At 71.1% G+C, this 16,971-nt stretch carries 25 protein-coding genes; 1 reads left to right on the top strand and 24 read right to left on the bottom strand.

Annotation, left to right across the window (positions count from 1 at the left end; translation table 11 throughout):
• Positions 1 to 3 precede the first annotated feature (3 nt).
• From AC0HI0_RS24920 to AC0HI0_RS24850, 15 genes are all read right to left on the bottom strand, one after another.
• Positions 4 to 453 carry a hypothetical protein gene (locus AC0HI0_RS24920; RefSeq protein ID WP_480925921.1) on the bottom strand — a complete coding sequence of 150 codons (450 nt, stop codon included), beginning with the start codon at positions 451 to 453 and terminating at the stop codon, positions 4 to 6.
• 133 nt (positions 454 to 586) lie between these two features.
• Complete coding sequence (locus tag AC0HI0_RS24915; RefSeq protein ID WP_480925920.1) at positions 587 to 859, bottom strand: hypothetical protein; 273 nt, start codon at positions 857 to 859, stop codon at positions 587 to 589.
• On the bottom strand, positions 856 to 1,179 hold the full coding sequence (locus AC0HI0_RS24910; RefSeq protein WP_480925919.1) for a hypothetical protein: 324 nt from the start codon (positions 1,177 to 1,179) through the stop codon (positions 856 to 858). The genes AC0HI0_RS24915 and AC0HI0_RS24910 overlap by 4 nt, the downstream gene beginning before the upstream one ends.
• Positions 1,176 to 1,454, bottom strand: a complete 279-nt coding sequence (locus AC0HI0_RS24905; protein WP_480925918.1) for a hypothetical protein — start codon at positions 1,452 to 1,454, stop codon at positions 1,176 to 1,178. The genes AC0HI0_RS24910 and AC0HI0_RS24905 overlap by 4 nt, the downstream gene beginning before the upstream one ends.
• Positions 1,451 to 1,585, bottom strand: coding sequence for a hypothetical protein (locus AC0HI0_RS24900; RefSeq protein ID WP_480925917.1), 135 nt, complete (start codon positions 1,583 to 1,585; stop codon positions 1,451 to 1,453). The genes AC0HI0_RS24905 and AC0HI0_RS24900 overlap by 4 nt, the downstream gene beginning before the upstream one ends.
• A gap of 467 nt (positions 1,586 to 2,052) precedes the next feature.
• Positions 2,053 to 3,612 carry a hypothetical protein gene (locus AC0HI0_RS24895; protein WP_480925916.1) on the bottom strand — a complete coding sequence of 520 codons (1,560 nt, stop codon included), beginning with the start codon at positions 3,610 to 3,612 and terminating at the stop codon, positions 2,053 to 2,055.
• The gene (locus AC0HI0_RS24890; RefSeq protein ID WP_480925915.1) at positions 3,609 to 4,190 is read right to left on the bottom strand and encodes a hypothetical protein; all 582 of its coding nucleotides are present in this window, start codon (positions 4,188 to 4,190) and stop codon (positions 3,609 to 3,611) included. Before AC0HI0_RS24890 ends, AC0HI0_RS24895 begins: the two co-directional genes overlap by 4 nt.
• 107 nt (positions 4,191 to 4,297) lie before the next feature.
• The gene (locus tag AC0HI0_RS24885; protein ID WP_480925914.1) at positions 4,298 to 4,696 is read right to left on the bottom strand and encodes a hypothetical protein; all 399 of its coding nucleotides are present in this window, start codon (positions 4,694 to 4,696) and stop codon (positions 4,298 to 4,300) included.
• On the bottom strand, positions 4,693 to 5,727 hold the full coding sequence (locus AC0HI0_RS24880; protein WP_480925913.1) for a recombination directionality factor: 1,035 nt from the start codon (positions 5,725 to 5,727) through the stop codon (positions 4,693 to 4,695). The genes AC0HI0_RS24885 and AC0HI0_RS24880 overlap by 4 nt, the downstream gene beginning before the upstream one ends.
• On the bottom strand, positions 5,727 to 6,560 hold the full coding sequence (locus AC0HI0_RS24875) for a hypothetical protein (protein WP_480925912.1): 834 nt from the start codon (positions 6,558 to 6,560) through the stop codon (positions 5,727 to 5,729). Before AC0HI0_RS24875 ends, AC0HI0_RS24880 begins: the two co-directional genes overlap by 1 nt.
• On the bottom strand, positions 6,557 to 7,408 hold the full coding sequence (locus tag AC0HI0_RS24870) for an exonuclease domain-containing protein (RefSeq protein WP_480925911.1): 852 nt from the start codon (positions 7,406 to 7,408) through the stop codon (positions 6,557 to 6,559). The genes AC0HI0_RS24875 and AC0HI0_RS24870 overlap by 4 nt, the downstream gene beginning before the upstream one ends.
• Positions 7,405 to 7,872, bottom strand: coding sequence for a hypothetical protein (locus tag AC0HI0_RS24865; protein WP_480925910.1), 468 nt, complete (start codon positions 7,870 to 7,872; stop codon positions 7,405 to 7,407). Before AC0HI0_RS24865 ends, AC0HI0_RS24870 begins: the two co-directional genes overlap by 4 nt.
• Before the next feature lie 88 nt (positions 7,873 to 7,960).
• Positions 7,961 to 8,236, bottom strand: a complete 276-nt coding sequence (locus tag AC0HI0_RS24860) for a hypothetical protein (RefSeq protein ID WP_480925909.1) — start codon at positions 8,234 to 8,236, stop codon at positions 7,961 to 7,963.
• A complete protein-coding gene (locus tag AC0HI0_RS24855) occupies positions 8,233 to 8,688 on the bottom strand; it encodes a hypothetical protein (RefSeq protein WP_480925908.1) in 456 nt (151 codons plus the stop codon). Before AC0HI0_RS24855 ends, AC0HI0_RS24860 begins: the two co-directional genes overlap by 4 nt.
• Complete coding sequence (locus AC0HI0_RS24850) at positions 8,688 to 8,975, bottom strand: hypothetical protein (RefSeq protein WP_480925907.1); 288 nt, start codon at positions 8,973 to 8,975, stop codon at positions 8,688 to 8,690. Before AC0HI0_RS24850 ends, AC0HI0_RS24855 begins: the two co-directional genes overlap by 1 nt.
• A 91-nt stretch (positions 8,976 to 9,066) precedes the next feature.
• Here AC0HI0_RS24850 and AC0HI0_RS24845 point away from each other — a divergent pair, with 91 nt between their 5' ends.
• Positions 9,067 to 9,588, top strand: a complete 522-nt coding sequence (locus AC0HI0_RS24845; RefSeq protein WP_480925906.1) for a helix-turn-helix domain-containing protein — start codon at positions 9,067 to 9,069, stop codon at positions 9,586 to 9,588.
• An 8-nt stretch (positions 9,589 to 9,596) separates the two neighbouring features.
• On the opposite strand, the gene AC0HI0_RS24840 is transcribed toward AC0HI0_RS24845, so the two are convergent.
• The 9 genes from AC0HI0_RS24840 to AC0HI0_RS24800 all read right to left on the bottom strand — a co-directional run bounded on the left by AC0HI0_RS24840 (position 9,597) and on the right by AC0HI0_RS24800 (position 16,967).
• Positions 9,597 to 9,782 (bottom strand): hypothetical protein, encoded by a 186-nt coding sequence (locus AC0HI0_RS24840; protein WP_480925905.1) that lies wholly within the window; start codon positions 9,780 to 9,782, stop codon positions 9,597 to 9,599.
• Positions 9,783 to 10,786: 1,004 nt separating this feature from the next.
• Positions 10,787 to 11,431, bottom strand: a complete 645-nt coding sequence (locus AC0HI0_RS24835; RefSeq protein WP_480925904.1) for a TetR/AcrR family transcriptional regulator — start codon at positions 11,429 to 11,431, stop codon at positions 10,787 to 10,789.
• A gap of 56 nt (positions 11,432 to 11,487) precedes the next feature.
• On the bottom strand, positions 11,488 to 12,189 hold the full coding sequence (locus AC0HI0_RS24830) for a sigma-70 family RNA polymerase sigma factor (protein ID WP_480934378.1): 702 nt from the start codon (positions 12,187 to 12,189) through the stop codon (positions 11,488 to 11,490).
• 53 nt (positions 12,190 to 12,242) lie between these two features.
• Positions 12,243 to 12,830 (bottom strand): RNA polymerase sigma factor, encoded by a 588-nt coding sequence (locus AC0HI0_RS24825; RefSeq protein WP_480925903.1) that lies wholly within the window; start codon positions 12,828 to 12,830, stop codon positions 12,243 to 12,245.
• A 269-nt stretch (positions 12,831 to 13,099) separates the two neighbouring features.
• Entirely contained in the window at positions 13,100 to 13,693 is a 594-nt protein-coding gene (locus AC0HI0_RS24820) for an HAAS signaling domain-containing protein (protein WP_480925902.1), read from the bottom strand.
• Positions 13,690 to 14,043 carry a PadR family transcriptional regulator gene (locus tag AC0HI0_RS24815; RefSeq protein ID WP_480925901.1) on the bottom strand — a complete coding sequence of 118 codons (354 nt, stop codon included), beginning with the start codon at positions 14,041 to 14,043 and terminating at the stop codon, positions 13,690 to 13,692. Before AC0HI0_RS24815 ends, AC0HI0_RS24820 begins: the two co-directional genes overlap by 4 nt.
• Before the next feature lie 72 nt (positions 14,044 to 14,115).
• A complete protein-coding gene (locus tag AC0HI0_RS24810; protein WP_480925900.1) occupies positions 14,116 to 14,370 on the bottom strand; it encodes a hypothetical protein in 255 nt (84 codons plus the stop codon).
• 255 nt (positions 14,371 to 14,625) lie between these two features.
• Positions 14,626 to 15,975, bottom strand: a complete 1,350-nt coding sequence (locus AC0HI0_RS24805; protein WP_480925899.1) for an amidohydrolase family protein — start codon at positions 15,973 to 15,975, stop codon at positions 14,626 to 14,628.
• On the bottom strand, positions 15,972 to 16,967 hold the full coding sequence (locus AC0HI0_RS24800; RefSeq protein WP_480925898.1) for an ABC transporter ATP-binding protein: 996 nt from the start codon (positions 16,965 to 16,967) through the stop codon (positions 15,972 to 15,974). The genes AC0HI0_RS24805 and AC0HI0_RS24800 overlap by 4 nt, the downstream gene beginning before the upstream one ends.
• Between the last annotated feature and the right edge of the window lie 4 nt (positions 16,968 to 16,971).

Raw genomic sequence — 16,971 nt, 5'->3', positions numbered from 1 at the left:
CGGTCAGTCCCTCTTGACGGAGGTGGTGGCCGGCGCGAGCAGCGGCTTGCATACCCACTCGACGGTCTCGACCTCGCGGGTGATCTCGACTGTCGGCACGGTGGCCAGCACGGCGGGATCGGGGACGGTCTCGGTGATGGTCTCGACGCCGGTGACGACCCGCTCGCACACTTCTTCGCGGTAGGCGACGGCGACGAGCTTGACCGCGCCGAAGTCCGCCTCCAGGTTGTGGAACGTGTCGCCCACGTCCTTGGTGGTGGTCGCGCCGTGTCGGCGGGCGGCTCGGGCGAACTCGGCCTGCTGCGCCGCCTTGTCGGTGCTGTCGAGGTGGACGCTGATCCCCGCGTCGCCGAAGCTGTAGTTCAGCCATCGCGCGAGGTGCGGGTTCTCCTCGATCATCCGCGCGATGGCGCGGAGGGCGGCGGCCTGCTGCTGGGCGAGGGCGTTCGTCACGGTGATCAGTCCTCCAGGGCGGAGTCGGAGCGGGGGTGGTGGGTGCCGTGTTTGCGTTGCGGGGAGCCGCAGTCGGGTGTGTGCCACGGGTGGGGCTGGCCGCAGCGTGGGCAGCGGATCCCGGAGGCGGGCATCAGCCCTGTCCTGCGCCGGCCGCCGTGGCGGCGTCGAGGTTGAGCAGGCCGTGGGCGATCAGCCAGCCGAGCACCTCCTCGGTCGAGGGGCGCGGCCAGGCGCGGATGTCGATGCGCCTGCTGCAGGCGGGGCTGGTGCAGCCGCACAGGTCGTCGTGCAGCCCCTCGGCGTGGGAGTCCTCGATCCGGTCGGCGAGCGGGGCCAGGTGCTCGTAGGTGTTGTCGGGCAGGCCGGCGAGGTCGGGGTTGTCGCGGAACGGGGCGTAGCTCACAGGTCTGCTCCGTCCGTGCAGCCGGGGGTTTGGTTGTCGGGGCAGCAGCAGCCGCACAGCGGGTGGTCGGCGTCGGGCCAGCCGCAGCCCGCGGATCCAGCGGCGCGGTCGATGCGGCACTCGTCGGGGTCGGGCCGGTCGGTGGCGATGTCGGGGTCGGAGCCGAGCTGCACGGCGCGGGCCGCGTGGTACTCGGCGAACGCGGCGAGTTCGGCGCGCATCCGCTCGGCGACGGCGGCGATCTCGTCGGGCCAGCCGGAGGTGGTCGTCTTCTCCAGGTCCCGCATGTGGTCCTGGAGGACGGCGAGGGAGACGGTCACGAGATCTCCAGCGGGGTGGTGGCGGTCATCGCGGTGGTGGCGGGGAGCGGGCCGGGCGGGTTGGGGTCCGGTCGGCAGGCGGTGAGCAGGGCGAGCAGGACCCCGGCGGCTGCGGAGACCGCGACCCAGACGGCGATGCGGGCGGCGGGCGCGCGCAACTTGCCGATCCACTGGACGGGGGCCAGGGCGAGGCCGAGGAGCAGTGCGCCGAGGTCGAGCGCTTCGGCGAGGTGCGGGTGCGCGATCGGCTTGGTGTGTGGGTGGGGTGCGGTCATGACTCGCCTCCGGGGCGGTCGTCGCGGGGCTCGCGGTCGGGGTGCGGTGCGTCCGGGTCCTCCAGCACCGCCCGGAAGCCGGCGTCGGCCCGGGTGTCGATCACGGTGTGGTGGGCGGAGCTGGCGGCCATGGAGGCTCCCGTAGGTCCGGGTGGTGTTCGCGTTGCCCAATTTACGCCCAATTTTGCCCAACTGCAAGCCTGTGGAGGACGGACCACCACAGCGGGCAGCCAATCCGCCAGATGTGACCCACCCTCTGACCTGCGGTTTGCAGGGGATGCAGGGGATGCCCCTGCAAATGCAGGGGATTACGAACGACGTGGAATGAACCTCTGACCTGCGGTTTGCAGGGGATGCAGGGGATGCAGGGGATGTTTCTGACCCTACGCATACACGCGCGCACACGCGCCCGCGCGCACATCTGGCTAACTCCGAACAACCCCCTGCATCCCCTGCATCCCCTGCAAACCGCAGGTCAAAGCGCCTGAAACGTGATCAACTAACCCCCTGCACCATCCCCTGCACCCCCTGCACACGACGACGCCCCGGCAGCCACCAGGCCGCCGGGGCGCACCCCCGTCGTCACACCACGACACCCTCATCCGACCACGACAACCCTGTACCGCCACGTCTTCGTACGATCCTTGTCCCGCACCAGCTTCAGTTGCCCCTCCGTCACCTCGCCGAGCACCGCACCCCTCTTGTCCGACAACCGCTTTCCCAACGCGACAGCCGATGTGAACTGGTCGATACCCAGCGGCAGTTCCGGCACCGTGCTCGACCCGTGCTCGGCCTTCAGCGCTGCCAGGATCTGACCGGCCGTAGCCCCCTCCGGAGAAATCTTGCCGATCTCCTCCAGCGCCGTGTACGCCAGCGCGAACTGCTCCCATGCCTGGGTTTCCTCATCGACTTCGTCGAGCTGCTCGATCCGGCCGTGCATCAGGCCCTCGACGCCGGCGTTGCGGAGGATCCCGTCGATCACCCGGCACCAGGACTCGAACGACGGCAGCACGGCAGTACCGTCCGGCATCCCGGCTACGATCCACGACCTGACCAGGGTCGCCAACGCGGCCTGGATCCGCCCCCGGTGCTGCTTCGCCCACCGGTCCAAGTCTTTGTGCCGCCACGAGGTGTAGTCCCGGGGGTGCGGCTCGATCCGCACGATCATCGAGCGCCGGGCCATCTCCGCCGACATGGACATGCCGTTGCCGGTCACGACCCACGCGGCAGGGCTGGCAAGCTCGATGTTGTCCGAGGTGCCGAGGATCCGGGCCTCCCACGCGGGGTACGCGGTGACGGCGGCTGCGAACGTGCCCGAATCGATGGTGTCCGAGACGTTGTCGAACACCATCACCGCGCGCCCCTTGCGGGCCTGTGACACCAGGGCCTTGCCCCACTCCTCACTGTTGGTGGGCGCCGTAGGCAGGGTGGAGTCACCAACGGCGTGCCCGGTGACCATGCGGGTCAGCTTGGTCTTGCCCGAACCGGCGCTCGGTGCATCGAGCACGTACAGGGGGCGGGGCCCGTTGATCAGCTCGGTGACCATCGGAGTGAGCATCAGGCCGAGCAGGGCTGCGAGGTCCCCTGCGGGGTTGGTCAGTAGGAAGTCGCCGAGCAGGTCGCGCACGAGCAGGTCGAGCGCCGCCCGGACGTCGTCCTCCGTGGGCCGATCAGGAATCCGGGGCGGCTGGACACCGGGTTCGGGCGCGTAGTACGTGGCGGATTCCCAGATATATCCGGGAGTGTCGTGGTAGCCGCCCTCCTTGTCGAAGAGCGGACACATGGTGACCTGCTTGAGCCGGGGTACCTCCAGCGCGTAGGGGCGTTCGTAGAGGCCGGACAGGTCATCGAGGCTGGGCTTGGCGGAGACGGGCTTGCCCTTCTTGGCGTCGACCCGCATGGCCTTGATCATCGCGACGATCCGGGAGCGGAACCCGGATGCGGTCATGTCGCGCAGGGAAGGGGCTTCGCCGTCACGTCCCAGGTCAACTTCGACCAGGCGGCCGGAGCGGATGTAGACCAGCGGGTGGCCGCGCTCGTCGACGTTGCGCTCTTGGATGTGCTTGGCCAGCTCAAGTTCCAGTTCGTGGAGATCTCGGTCGGTGAGCATGACGACTGGCCGCCCTTGGGGGTTGGTGCTGGCGATGTGGAGGGTCATGCGGCACCGACCTCTCGGACGGGGTTCTCGCCGAGTGCGGTGCGGTGGCGTCGCCAGAGGTCACGGAGTCGGTCGCGGTCGCCGAGGACCCGTTCGTAGTCGTCGAGGCTGGCGTCGTGCGCTGCCTGCTGGATACGGGTGGCGTAGTCGATGCCGGCGCGCCGGTAGGCGTCCTCCAAGACGACCCCGGCGAGGTAGTCGGCGTTGGGCAGCGGTGCGCCGAATTTCGCGTCGATGAGGCGCTTGGCGAGGAGTTCGAACTGCGCGCGCGTGGTGCCTGTGGTGCGGGCGTGAGCGAGGACGGTGGCGCAGGTGGGAGTGACGCCGCGGGCTACGAGGTCGCGGATGAGCATGAGGGCGTGCTGTTCCAGCGCGTCTGGGAGGTCGTCGTCGTGGACGAGGTCGAGGATCGGCGCGGCGTCGGTGGGGCTGGCTTGGAGGAGGCAGCCGAGGAGTTCGGTGCTGGGGGTGAGAATGGCTGGCTCCGGGTTGGGGTGGCGGGTGGGGTCGGGGTGCGCGATGGGGCCGTGGGGGTTGGCGGTGTCCCGCGTGGGGGTGGTGCTGTTGGGGCGGGGCACTGCGCACCTCCTGGGTTGGGGGTGCGGCGGGTGTCGGGGCGAAGTCGACACCCGCCGCGTGGGCTAGCTGGTGGCGTCGGGCCGCTCGATGGCGCTGTTGTCGGACATCAGCAGACCTCCTCGAATACCTGGCCCCACACCGCGTGCCGGACGGCGCGCACGGTGCGGACGATCAACGCGACCTGGGGGTGGATCGCTGTGTGACGGGGGTTCGCGCGGTCCCAGAACTCCATCGCGCCGGCGATCTCGGCGAGCGCGCCACGGTCGCCCCAGAACTCCGCCCAGAACCGCTGGTGGTCCTGTGCGGCCTGGCGTCCCCAGCCGGGATGGAACCGCTCGAAGAACCGACAGCGTGGGCAGGTGGGGCACTCCGGGCAGCACGGGCCGCAGTCGTCTTGGTCGCAGCACGCGCCGAGCGGTCCGGCAGCGTGGCTGCCGCAACAGGCCGTCAGGACCCTGCGCGCGCGCCCGTCCGGGCCGGTCGGTATCGCGACGACCCCGGTCATGACGCCTGCTGCGCCAGGTAGCGGCGGATGTCGTCCACCGACGCAGACCCCGGGGCCACCCCGGTGACACGCCCGAAGTCCGCTTCGACGTCCTCTGTGGACCAGTCCTGTGGTGCCTGCTCCAGCACGGAACTCCAGAGCGAATCCGCGTCGGCCCCGTCCGTCTCGACGTGCCCGCGCAGTTGCGCGGCGCGCTGTGCGAACGCCTGTTGCAGCGCGGGCGTCATCTGTGCCCCGGCCCTGGCGGCTCCGTCGTGCACCTCACGGAGCCCGTCCACGGAGGTGGCGGCGGCGATGCTGGCCAACAGCGCGTCCTCGCTCGGCGGGCGGCCTGCGGGCAGCGCTGCCGGGGCGGGCACCCGCTCCAGAGCAGTGGGGGTAGTGTCGGACGGCAGCCCGATCTCCAGCAGCTGCGCCGGGGTGATGTCGATCTCCAGCGTCGGCACCATCCAGTTCCGGGTCTTGCCGTCCCGCTTGGCGGTCCGTGCCTCCAGTGACAGCCAGCCGGAGATGTAGCCGCCGGCGCGCGCCAGGAGTTCGGCGGCCTCGGGGAGTTCGACGGCGGCGTAGTAGCCGTGTGATTCCAGCCGCCAGACGCCGATGCCCTCGACGTCGCGCAGGACGACGTTGAGCCGGGTTGTGGGCTTGCATTCGCGCCGCGTCGGGTCCGGGTCGCACAGGCACGGCTGCTCGGTGAGGACTTCGCGTTCGCCGTCGCAGCGGCGCGCGCAGCCGCCACCGGACCACAGCTCGAACCACTGGGTGATGGGCTGTGGTGGGACGAGGATCGGCAGCCGAGTGGCGGTGGTGACGACCTCCCACTGGTTGGGGCCGCCGCCCTGTGGAGACCACGCTTGGACCCGGCCGCCGTAGAGCGCGGAGACCCTGTCCAGCAGCTCCCGGGAACTGCTGGTGAGGCGGAACCGGTCCAGCTTCTCGGGCCGTTTCCGCCCGTTGCTGCCGGTGGTCGTGACGCCGATGCGGATGCGGCCGAGTTCACGGATCTTCTTCTGCAGCGTGACGATGGGCATCAGGCCACCTCCGGGTATGCGGAGTCGGGTGGGGTCAGCGGGTCGCCGATCGCGCCCCGCGCGAGCGTCTTGTAGGCGTTGGCGGCGTCGCGCGCGGCGAGGAACCAGGCGTAGTACGGGTCGCTGGTGTCGGCGTCGAGCAGTGCGTAACCGCGGTCGGGGTAGTAGTCCGGGCGGATGTGCAGGACCACCGCGTGCTCCGCGCTGGGAGGGGTGACTTCGGTGCCGTCGCGCAGCCACGCGACTGTGCCGCGCCGGTAGGCGGACAGCTGGACGGCCGTCTCCGGATACGTGCCCTTCTTCCTCCGCCTGTCGGGCTTGCCGGTCTTGGAGTCGCCCAGCACCAACACCCGGCCGTGCAGCGGGTGCTGGATCCGCGCCCACCAGTCCCCGGTGCCGCACCAGCGATCCTCCGGGTGGGCGACGACCAGTTCGGTCGCCTCCCACTCCGGCCGCCAGTCGGCGCAGAACCGGTCGAAGGCGTCAAAGTACGGCTGCTGCTCCTCGGACAACTGCGGCCTGGGAGCACCGAGGATGTGCGCGTTGATCGCATCATGGATCGCGGAGCCCTTGTCGGCGGCGTCGTCGCGGATCCGGGTGGCGGCGTCCCGGATCCATTCGAATGCCTCGACCCGCGCGGCGTCCGTGCGAGCCCGCACGAGCATCGGCACGTTGTCCAGAGCGCAGTGCGCAGCTTCGATCCCATGCCAGATCTGGAGTTCCGGCTTGGCGATCCCGCGTTCGATGATCGTGGTCACCGACAAGAACCGGCCGTAGGGGGTGTGGTAATAGCCGAGCCGGTTGCGGCGCGGGGCCTCGGCCAGCGCGGTCATGCGACCGCCGCCTCGGCCAGTCTCAGCGGCCACTGCCGATCGATCTGCACCTCGCTGGCCGCCCGGTCTCCGGAGCCGTCGAGAGCCGGGCCGCATCCGCACAGACCGTCGGGGTCGGCCCAGGTCCGGCACGGCAACCGGTGGCCGGCGGTCGCCCACCACTCCCGGTTGGTCTCGTCGCGCACCAGGCCGCGTCGGTATTCCTCGTAGTGCGCGGCCCACTCGCGGTGCCACGCCCGCTGCGACCGCCACAGGTCGCCGAGGTCCCGACGGCCGACCTTGAACCTGTGACGTCGGGCGATCGCGAGCATGAGCCGTGCGGCTGCTTCGGCGTCGGCCGAAGAGTTGTGGGCATCCTCTTCGGACAGTGGGACGCCGTAGTGTTCGCATACGGCAACGAGTTTGCGGCTCCCTTTGCGGTAGCGGTCCACGCCGCGGTCGATCACGAGCGGGTCGAGTACAGGGCCTGTGATCTCCATCGGGACGCCGGGTTGGCGGCGCAGTGCGCGGTCCAGCACGGTGAAGTCGTAGCTGGCGTTGAATGCGACGACGGGGTAGCCGGCTGTCCAGGTGTTGACGAGGTCGTCGTACACCAGGAGCGCGACGTCGGCGACGGGTTGGCCGTGCGCGCGAGCGTGCTCGGTGGTGACTCCGTGGACCTCGGTGGCCTCGGTAGGGATGTCGATGCCGGGGTCGGCGAGGTAGCTGCGGGTCGAGACGACCATGCCGGTGACCGGGTCGAGTCGCACTAGGTCGGCGGTGACGATGAGCGCGGTGTCCGGGTCGGGCCCGGTGGTCTCCAGGTCGTAGCCGACCAGGTGCCGCTGTTGCCATGAGGTGGAGGTCATCGCTGGCCTGCCAGTTCCGGCGGGACGGTGACGGCGATGCCGCACTGCCGGGCGGTCTTGATAGAGCCGCGCGTACCGCTGGACTTCTTGTGCGGCGACGGGAATCCAACCAGTTCGTCCGCTCCGAGGGCGATCATGTGGGCGTTGCGGCGGGGCCCGGCGGCGGGGCAGTACTCCTGGCCTTCCGGGCTGGTCCGGCGGTGGCCCGGTTCGCAGGTCGGCGTGCAGGGGCCGGACCAGTTCGGGATGTGCACGTCTTCGACGACGTCGGGGTGGGCGCGGCACCACTCGCTGGCGTACCGGTCGGCTCCGGTGCGGCAGCCGCCGTGGCGGACTTCGAGCCACCATCGGGTGCCGTGCTGTGTGTTGTGGCTTGCGACGTGAGCGCGTCGCGTGTCGAGTTCGCGGTGGACGAGGCGGCGGCCGGTGACCTCGTGGAGGCGGCGCGAGCCGGTGACGATCACGACGTATGGGCGTGTGGTGGGGTCGGTGACTTCAGTGGTAATCAAGGATTGACCTCGCGATCGGGTCGGGAGGACGGGGAAGCGGTGCTCAGACGTCGACGAGGACGAGGTACTCGACGACGATGGGTGTGTCGTCGGGCGAGTCGTCCAGGGCGGTGGCGATCGCGGCGGGCGCGTGATGGAGGCAGGTGTAGAGCTGGCCGAACTGGTGGAGCGCGGTCCAGGTGACGGCGACCTGCGCGGCCGCGCCGCAGGTCTCGTCGTCGTGTTCGCAGTCGTACGTGAGCCGGGTGACCTCGACGGTGTGGGGCTTGGTGACGCGCCACTGGCTGGGGGCGAGGTCGGGGACGACTGCGGTGGTCATGCCGTGGTCCGTTGTGTGGCGGTGCTGTCGGTGCCGTCGAGGTAGGTGAGGATGGCGCGTCCGCTGGTGAGTGGCCGGGTGCGTTTGAGGTCGGGGCGGAGTCGGCCGGACCAGGCGAGCCGGTTGGCTGCGTCCTCGGAAATGCCCAGCAGGACGCCGATGTCGACTGCGGTGTAGGAGGCGTCGGCCTGGATGTGGAGCCGGTGGTCGCGCAGGGTGGGGTGCTCGGCTTCCGTGGTGCCGAGCAGGTCGAGCAGGAACCCGCCGGCGATGATCAACCGTTTGCCGGTGTATCGGGCGGGGAAGTCGCCGCAGCGGTAGAGGCGGTGGATCCGGGTGGTGGGGACGTCCAGTGCCGTCGCGGATTCGCTGGCGGTGTAGGCGACGCGAATGGGGGCGACGATGGCGTGTCCGAAGACCAGCTGGCGCACGGCGGCGAGGTCGGCGGGCATCACGCCACCTCCGGGCTGAAGACCTCGGCCTCCAGGCGAGCCACTCGGTTGACGAGGTCGGCATCGCTGGCTTGGAGGACGCGCCGCAACCGCCTGCCTGACCGGGGCGTGACGATGCCGCCCATCTCGATGGAACAGATCGTGTTGCGGGCCAAGTCTGCCAGGTCGGCGAGCTGCTGTTGGGTGAGGTGCGCATCCAGTCGCCGTGTGCGCACCCACTCGCCTGTGATCGTGGCGGGCTCCTCGCTGGAAGCGCCCGCGGCGGGCTGATCGGGTCGCTTGATCATGTGCCCAACTTACGCCCAATTTTGCCCAACTGCAACATTGGTCTTATCCCGTGGGAACCTCATGTTGGTGCCTGATCAAAGGTGCGGAATCATGCGCGTCATGACTCACGGGGAGCGCGACCTCGGTGAGCTGGCTCAACGTCTGGACGCAGCCATGAAGAGTGGCGGCTGGTCGACGAGGAAGCTGGCTGAGGAGGCGGGTGTCGGCCACGGCACCATCGACAACCTGTTGGCCGGACGCAAGACGGGCAGACCTGAGGATGATTGGAGGCCGCGGCGTCAGATCGTGATAAAGGTCGCTCGAACTCTTGAGGCCCCGGTTGAAGCGTGGCTCGAACTGGCTGGCTATCCAGCGTCGGAGCGCAAACGCAGGGGGAGCGACCTCGATGCGAGGATCGCGGCAGGTGCTGCGGAGCTGAACATCTCGGACAAGGAATTCGTGGCGAGGATCGTCGACGTCCTGCGATCCCAAGGGCATGTCGATCCGGCGTCCGGTTCGCGTCCGGCGGGGAACTCGGAGGCGGCGCACGGCCGTGCCCGCGGTGGTGCGCCCGAACGTGGGCGGGGGACCACCTCCGCGGGCGATGATGTGCCCGATGTGGCGGAATCCTGAGCTGCGGCTCAGGCGATGTGGTGGATGTTGTGGTGTCGCTCCGCGCGGGAGTCGTCGAGCGCGTCGGACAGCAGGCCGCGCTCGCAGCTCGGGTCGAGGGCTCCGAGCGGGTAGAGGCGGAACAGGCTGTAGACCGGCTCGCCGGAGATCTCCTCCAGTACCTGGGCGAGGGTGAGTCCACGGACGACGATCATCCCTGGACGCCAGAGCCCGCCTGCGTGGAGTTCATCGCTGATGTGGGCAGACAGTGCGGTGTGTTGCGGGTTGTGGTGGTTGGGTAGCTCCATCTGGTAGGCCCCCCGGCGGCAGCAGCTGGGACGGAAGATTCCACCTAAGCAGGACATTCGGAGGGTGTCTGTGCCCTCGCGAGGGTGATCTCCGTTCGGCCGAATGGCGTCACTCGTTCGGATTATCGCCGTCATGTGAAGACACTTCATGTTGGGGTGATCGTGTCCGAACCGCAAGATTGCGGCCGTAACGTCGGGCGTCCCTGATCGTTGGGAGCGATTCCATGTCACTGGTGGTCACGCTCCGCACGCACCCGCGCCGACCCGTTCCGGCCCAACGGAAACCCAACGTTTTGCCCCACGGGAAGCTGTACGCCAGGCGCGGCACCATGCATCCCCACGCGGCACTGCGCGGTCTATCGTGAACACCACACGGGGTACGACCTGGTGTAGCGCGGCAACCTGAATCCCCCGACGGGGCGGACCCAACACCCGTCCAGTGTCAGTTCGACTCTGACCGGGGGCACCAGAAACCCGCAGGCCGCCTCAGGCGGCAGGATCCCGTTCACGGCCGCAGGCCGGCCGCCGCGCGCGTCGGTGCGCGGGTCGACCATTCCGGGCAGCGGCCGGAAAACGGGCCGCCGCACCACCTTCCCGGCCGGCTCCGTCGCTCCTCGTCGTGTTCGTCGACGACCAGGGCGATGGCGACGCAGCGCGAGCCGCACCCCACCGGGTAGGGCGTACAGGGCGCGCTCGCTGTGAACTTTCCACCTGAGTTCCGGGTTTTCGGTCACCGAGCCGACTTTGTGGCATCGGCCCGGTCGTGGAGTTCCTGCGCCGCGCCGAGCTGATTCGGGCACGATTTCCGGCCGGTGGGCCGACTCGCCGAAGAGTGGGTGCGGGCGCGGTGGTTCGTGATCGCCGGTGGGACGTGGTGGCGTTTCCCGTGCGCCGAGGAGTTCCGGCGGCGGCTACAGGACGTCGTGCGGTTGGAGTTCGACCGGTGGCGGCAGCGGGGTGGCGGGGTCGGCGTGGCCGGCCCGGAACGAGTCGAGCAGGAAGGCCACCAGCCGCCGGGACGCCGCGCCCGCCGTCTCGGGCGGGCCGGTGGCCAGGCCGTTGTTGGCCATGAGCACCAGGAGCAGGTCGGCGGGGGCGAAGTCCGGGCGCAGGTCGCCCGACGCCTTGGCCCGGTCGATCAGCTCGGTGAGGTTCGCCAGGCCCCGGCGGCGTTCGCGCTCCACGTCGACCGCGTGCGGGAACGCGGTCAGGAACGCCGCGCTGAAGCCCCGGTCGGCGATCTGCATGGCGCACACCTCGGTCACGACGGCGCGGAAGCCCCGCCACGGGTCGGGGTCGGCCAGGGCGTCCTCCACGACCGCCGCGCACGCCGTGAACTGCTCCGCGAACACCTCCGTGACCAGCGCCTCCTTGGTCGGGAAGCGGCGGTAGAGGGTGGCCACGCCGACGTCCGCGTGCCGGGCGATGGCGGTCATCGGGACGTCCAGGCCCCGTTGGGCGAACAGGGTCGCGGCCACCCGGACGATCCGGTCGCGGTTGTGCCGCGCGTCCGAGCGCAGGCCCGGTGCGGGCGGGTGCGAGGGCTCGGCGCTCATCGGTCTCCCACCGGGCGAGTGGACGGGGGTGCTCCGGCTCGGGTTGCCCGCCGCCGCTACCGGGACACCCGGCCCGGCTCGGCGGCCAAGGTCTCCCGCAGCCGGGTCAGCGCCCGGTGCTGCGCCACCCGCACGGCCCCCGCCGTCGAGCCCACGGCGTCGGCCGTCTCCTCCGCCGACAGCCCGACGACCACCCGCAGCAGCACGATCTCCCGCTGCTTGTCGGGCAGCACGCGCAGCAGGTCGGCCATCCGGCGGGTCAGGTCGTCGGCCATCGCGCGCTGCTCGGGGCCGAGCCCGGAATCGGGGCCGTCCGGGAGTTCCGCGACCGGCGTGGACCGGTTGCGCGCCGCCGACCGGTGGGCGTCGGCCACCTTGTGCGCCGCGATCCCGTAGACGAACGCGAGGAACGGACGCCCCTGCACGCGGTAGGACGGGAGCGCGCTGAGCACCGCGAGGCACACCTCCTGCGCCACGTCGTCGGCCGTGGCGGACGACCTGCCGTCGCGGCCCAGCCGGGCCCGGCAGTACCGCACCACCAGCGGTCGCACGGCGGCCAGGAGCTGCCCGACCGCCTCGCGGTCGCCGGCCACGGCGGCGGCGACCTGGTCGTCGGACACCAGCGGCGCGGGCGTCGGGCCGGGCGCGGTGGCCGGGTGGGTGTGCGCGGTGCGCTCGACTACCGCGCGGGCCGCGTCCGGCTTCACCCGCGCGGCGATCCCGGTCGAGACCTGATCGGCCACCGACGAGCCGGCCACCTCGGCGGGCGAGGCAATGCGGTGCGTTCCGGACGAGAGGTTCGCCGTCGACATCACCGGTCTCCTTCCAGGATCGACGCGCGGGCCGTCCGCCGGGCCCGGCGCAGCCGTCCCTCCACCGCTCGCGGGGTGAGCCGCAGGAGTTCCGCGATCTCGGCGTGCGAGAAGTTCTGGTCGTGCAGGAAGAGAACGGTACCCGCGTCCTGCCCGAGCCGGTCGAACAAGGCGTCCACGGCCACCCGCTCGACCACCTCGTCCTCCGGCGACCGGCTGCCCTGGTAGCGCTCGACCGGCGCCCAGGCGTCGAGCAGCTCGACGTCCTGCCAGTCCCGCCGGGCGCGCTGCCACTTGCGGTACACGTTGGGGAAGCTGAGCACGCACGCGTTCTCGAAGTACCGCCGCAGCGTCAGCCCGCCGGCCGGCGACCACTGCCGCCCGGCGATCCCGCGCTCGGCGAACAGGGCCAGGCCGTCCTGCACGACGTCCATGCCGAGTTCCTCGGCGTCCTCGGGCAGCACGACCTGCTGGTACAGCCGCCACCCGCGGCGGCGGCAGCTCGCGAAGATCGCCCCGGACTCGATCAGCGGTGTAACGAACCCCAGGCCGTACACGACAAGCCGGGTGCGCAGGGCGTCCCACACGGCGTCGGCGAAGCCCCGTTCTCGGATGTGCCCGACCAGCGCGTCGTCCGAGTCCCCGCGGCGTCGCCGCCGAGGTAGCGCACGAGGTCGGCGGGCAACGCCGAGCCGTCCGGTGCGGAGTCCGGGGGCTCGTCCGGTAAACCCTCCATGCGGCGTCCCTAACGTCAACGACAGATGGTGCCCTTCACCCCTCCCAATGTCACCGCATTCCGCGTTGCCCACGCCGGGATGTCGTTTCCACGCGGGGTGGCATCGCGCTCCGGGGCCGGTCAACTCCGCCGGGTGAGCGGCAGGTGGCGGATCGCGACGAGGAGGGCCACCTGCGCCGCCACGAACGGCAGGGTGAGCGAGGTGATCGTGAAGAGGTCGCCCGCCAGGCCGCTCGGGTCGCGCACCAGGTCCTGGACCGCGTACCAGCGGTGGCCCAGCTGCCGGTCGACCACCCAGGTCAGGGCGAGCGCGGCGGGCAGGCCGACGAGCACCGCGCGGACCGGCACCGACCAGCGGCGGGACGTGCCGAGCAGGGCGGTGCCGATCAGGTAGCCCAGCGGCGGTACCGCGAAGCCGCCCGCGAGGAGCAGCAGGAGGCCGACGACGTCCCTGCGGCGCAGGGGTTGCGGACCTCCGGGCGCCCGGTCCGCGGCGGCCGGTTCCTCGGCCACGATCTCCCGCGGCGTGCCCAGCCGGTCGAGCAGGTCGCGGACCTCGGCCTCGCCGGCCTGCTCCGACGAGGAGAGTTCGAGGTGGGAGCGGATCTCGGCGACCAGTTCGGTGCGGCGCGGCCGGGGCAGGGTCGCCGCCTCCCGGCGCAGTGCGTCGAGGTACTCGCCCACCAGTGGGTGTTCGGTGATGGACCTGTTCACGTGCTCCCGCCTTCCCCCCGGAGGATGTCCGACACCGACGTGCTCAGCGACGCCCAGTCCTCCTCGAAGCGGTCCGTCGCGCGCACGCCGTCCGGGCTCAGCCCGTAGTAGCGGCGGGGTGGGCCGGACCCGCTCTCCCGCCACGTCGTGGTCACCAGGCCGCGTTCGCGCAGCCGGGACAGCAGTGGGTAGATGGTCCCCTCGCCCGCGATCAGACCGTGCCGGACCAGGATCTCCACCAGTTCGACGGCGTAGCGGTCCTCGCCGCGCAGCAGCGCGAGCACGCAGTACTCGACCAGCCCGCGGCGCATCTGCACGAGCGGGCTCCGCGCACCCTCCCCGGTGGCCATGCCCGACATGCTACCTTGCCGCGCAAGGTACTGCGGCCGACCTCCGCCCGAGGTCGGCCGCACCACGACGGCTCAGTTCGTGCGCCGACCCCGGTAGCCGACCGGGCCCTCGTTCGGGAACTGGGCGGTGCCCTCGAAGTTGGTCCCGCCGTCGAAGAACGTGACCGAGCCGTTGCCGTTGGTCGAACTCCAGGTCACCGACGTGCCGGTGGCAGGCGCACCGTGGTCGGGCACGATGTCCTTGCGGTTGGTGATGTTGATCTCCAGGGGGGTGTCCTGCTGCCAGCCGCCGCCGCCGGTGTGGATCTCGGTCTCGTACGTGGCCATGACGCTCTCCTTGTGGTTGTGCGGAGTTCGGCCGCCGCGCCCACCGCCCGGGGGCGGTGGTCCCTGCGGTGCAGCGGCCTCACGTCATCGTTGCCGGCCCGGCGGGAGGTGTTCCAGTCCAAGGTGCGCCGGCCAGCCCGACGGGTGACGGCAACCACCTGCCAGGGGCAACCGACTCGCGGGCGTCCACCGGGATCGGTATGCATCGCGCGCGTACCGGGTCGGCGCCCCCGCCCGCGAGCGGGCCGGGGCACGTCAGCCGGCCACTCCCTGGAGCCTCCGGGAGATGGCGGCGTGCTGGGCCAGGCGTTCGGACAGCGCGGGCAGGCGCAGTTCGCCGTCCTCGACCACCGGGTTGCCGTCGACCACGGTGTGCCGCGCGGTCGAACCGCCGCAGCGCAGCCACGCCTCCACCAGGTCGGTGTGCGCGCCCGCCAGGGACAGCGGCGGCAAGGTCCACGCGACCAGGTCGGCGGGTGCGCCCACCCGGATCCGGCCCAGCTCGGGGCGTCCCAGGCAGGCCGCCGAGCCGGTGGTGGCCATCTCCAGCACGTCCCGCCCGGAGATCGCCGCCGGGCCGGACCGGCCCTTGGCCGCCAGCAGCGCGGAATGCGCCTCCAGCCACATGTTCGAGTGCACGGAGTGCGTGGACGCGTCGGTGCCCAGCCCGACCCGGACGCCGGCGGCCCGCAGCTCGACCACGGGGGTCGGGCCCGCGCCGCGCATCAACGTCGGCGTCGGGCAGTGCGCGACCCCGGTTCCCCACCGCGCGAGGCGGGCGATCTCGTCGTCGTCGGGGAAGCAGCAGTGGCCCACCCACGAGCGGTCGGTGCCCCAGCCGTACTCCTCGAACAGCTCGATCGGCCGCCGCCCGTACACCTTGAGGCAGTAGTCGTCCTCGCTGCGCGCCTCGGCGAGGTGGGTGTGCAGCCGCACGTCCAGCCGTTCGGCGAGCAGCGCGGTCTCCCGCATCAACCGGGGTTCCACCGTGGGCAGCGAGCACGGCGCGAGGCCGATCCGCACCATCGACCCCGGGCGCGGGTCGTGGTAGGCGCGGACCAGCCGCTCGCTGTCGAGCAGGATCTCCTCGACGGTCTGCACCACGGCGTCCGGCGCGAGGCCGCCGTCCTTGTGGGACAGGCTCATCGAGCCCCGCGTGGGGTGGAACCGCAGGCCGACCTCGCGGGCCGCGCGGATCTGCGCGTCGATCAGGTTGGGGCGCGGGTGCACGTAGAGCTGGTCCATCGTCGTGGTGCACCCGCCGAGCGCGAGTTCGGCCAGCCCGACGTAGGTCGAGACCTCGATGGCCTCCTCGTCGATGGCCGCCCACATCGGGTACAGCGCCCGCAGCCAGTCGAACAGGTCGACGTCGAGCGCGGCGGCGTTGGCCTTGGTGAGGTTCTGGAAGATGTGCTGGTGGGTGTTGATCAGGCCGGGCGTGACCAGGTTCCCCTTGGCGGACAACGTGCGCGCGGCCGGCGGCTCGCTGCCCGCCGGGCCGATCGCGGCGACCGAGTTGCCGGCCACCGCGACCCAGCCGCCGGGGATCTCCTCGCCGTCCATCGTGACGAGGAGTTCGGCGTCGCGGACGATCAGGTCGTTCATGAATCCACTCCGTCTCCGGTTGAGTCCACTGTGGACTCGTAGAGGTGGCAGGCCACCCGGTGGCCGGGCCGGGCCAGGTCCAGGCGCGGTTTCTCCGCCGCGCACACCGGCATCGCGTGCGGGCACCGGGTGCGGAACCGGCAGCCCGACGGCGGGTCCAGGGGGCTGGGCTGCTCGCCGCCCATCGGCTCGGCGGCGGTCTTCGCGTCCGGGTCCAGGCTCGGGATGGCCGAGAGCAGGACCTTCGTGTACGGGTGCAGCGGTTCCCGGTAGAGCTGGTCGGCCGGGCAGGACTCCACCACGTGCCCCAGGTAGACCACCAGCACGTGGTCGCTCATGTACTCCACCACGTTGAGGTCGTGGCTGATGAACAGGTAGGTCAACCCGAGCCGGTCCTGGAGGTCGTCGAGCAGGTTCACCACCTGCGCCTGCACCGACTTGTCCAGCGCCGAGACGGACTCGTCGCAGATCACCAGCTCCGGCTCGACGCTGAGCGCCCGCGCGATGTTGACCCGCTGGAGCTGGCCGCCGCTGAGCTGGTGCGGGTAGTGCGACGCGTGGTCGGGGTGCAGGCCGACCTGGCCGAGCAGGTGCCGGACCCGGTCCTGGATCTCCGACCTCGGCCGGCCCTGCATCCGCATCGGGAAGCCGATGCCCGCGCCGACCGGCATCCTCGGGTTCACCGAGGAGTACGGGTCCTGGAACACCATCTGCATCGCCCGGGGCAGGGCGAGCCGGTCGCGGGCGGCGATCTCCGCGACGTCCTCGCCGTGCAGCCGGACCACGCCGGTGTCCGGCTTGATCAGCCGCAGGATCAGCCGGGCCAGGGTCGACTTGCCCGAGCCGGACTCGCCGACGATGCCGACCGTCTGTCCGGAGTGGACGGTGAACGAGACGTCGTCCACCGCCGACACCGCACCCCGGCGCAGCGCCCCGGTCTTGACGTGGAACCGCTTGCCGATCCCGCGCACCTCCAGCAGTGGTTCGCTCATCGCG

This window comes from Saccharothrix sp. NBAS 001, from assembly GCF_056640475.1.
Note: the sequence above shows the minus strand (reverse complement) of the source record. Positions and strands in the feature narration are given on the sequence as shown.

Bases quoted from the DNA above. Each gene is read 5' to 3' on its own strand.
- AC0HI0_RS24905 (WP_480925918.1), bottom strand. From the start codon at position 1,454: ATGACCGCACCCCACCCACACACCAAGCCGATCGCGCACCCGCACCTC.
- AC0HI0_RS24900 (WP_480925917.1), bottom strand. From the start codon at position 1,585: ATGGCCGCCAGCTCCGCCCACCACACCGTGATCGACACCCGGGCCGAC.
- AC0HI0_RS24895 (WP_480925916.1), bottom strand. From the start codon at position 3,612: ATGACCCTCCACATCGCCAGCACCAACCCCCAAGGGCGGCCAGTCGTC.
- AC0HI0_RS24885 (WP_480925914.1), bottom strand. From the start codon at position 4,696: ATGACCGGGGTCGTCGCGATACCGACCGGCCCGGACGGGCGCGCGCGC.
- AC0HI0_RS24880 (WP_480925913.1), bottom strand. From the start codon at position 5,727: ATGCCCATCGTCACGCTGCAGAAGAAGATCCGTGAACTCGGCCGCATC.
- AC0HI0_RS24875 (WP_480925912.1), bottom strand. From the start codon at position 6,560: ATGACCGCGCTGGCCGAGGCCCCGCGCCGCAACCGGCTCGGCTATTAC.
- AC0HI0_RS24870 (WP_480925911.1), bottom strand. From the start codon at position 7,408: ATGACCTCCACCTCATGGCAACAGCGGCACCTGGTCGGCTACGACCTG.
- AC0HI0_RS24860 (WP_480925909.1), bottom strand. From the start codon at position 8,236: ATGACCACCGCAGTCGTCCCCGACCTCGCCCCCAGCCAGTGGCGCGTC.
- AC0HI0_RS24855 (WP_480925908.1), bottom strand. From the start codon at position 8,688: ATGCCCGCCGACCTCGCCGCCGTGCGCCAGCTGGTCTTCGGACACGCC.
- AC0HI0_RS24850 (WP_480925907.1), bottom strand. From the start codon at position 8,975: ATGATCAAGCGACCCGATCAGCCCGCCGCGGGCGCTTCCAGCGAGGAG.
- AC0HI0_RS24845 (WP_480925906.1), top strand. From the start codon at position 9,067: ATGCGCGTCATGACTCACGGGGAGCGCGACCTCGGTGAGCTGGCTCAA.
- AC0HI0_RS24840 (WP_480925905.1), bottom strand. From the start codon at position 9,782: ATGATCGTCGTCCGTGGACTCACCCTCGCCCAGGTACTGGAGGAGATC.
- AC0HI0_RS24835 (WP_480925904.1), bottom strand. From the start codon at position 11,431: ATGAGCGCCGAGCCCTCGCACCCGCCCGCACCGGGCCTGCGCTCGGAC.
- AC0HI0_RS24815 (WP_480925901.1), bottom strand. From the start codon at position 14,043: ATGGCCACCGGGGAGGGTGCGCGGAGCCCGCTCGTGCAGATGCGCCGC.
- AC0HI0_RS24810 (WP_480925900.1), bottom strand. From the start codon at position 14,370: ATGGCCACGTACGAGACCGAGATCCACACCGGCGGCGGCGGCTGGCAG.
- AC0HI0_RS24805 (WP_480925899.1), bottom strand. From the start codon at position 15,975: ATGAACGACCTGATCGTCCGCGACGCCGAACTCCTCGTCACGATGGAC.
- AC0HI0_RS24800 (WP_480925898.1), bottom strand. From the start codon at position 16,967: ATGAGCGAACCACTGCTGGAGGTGCGCGGGATCGGCAAGCGGTTCCAC.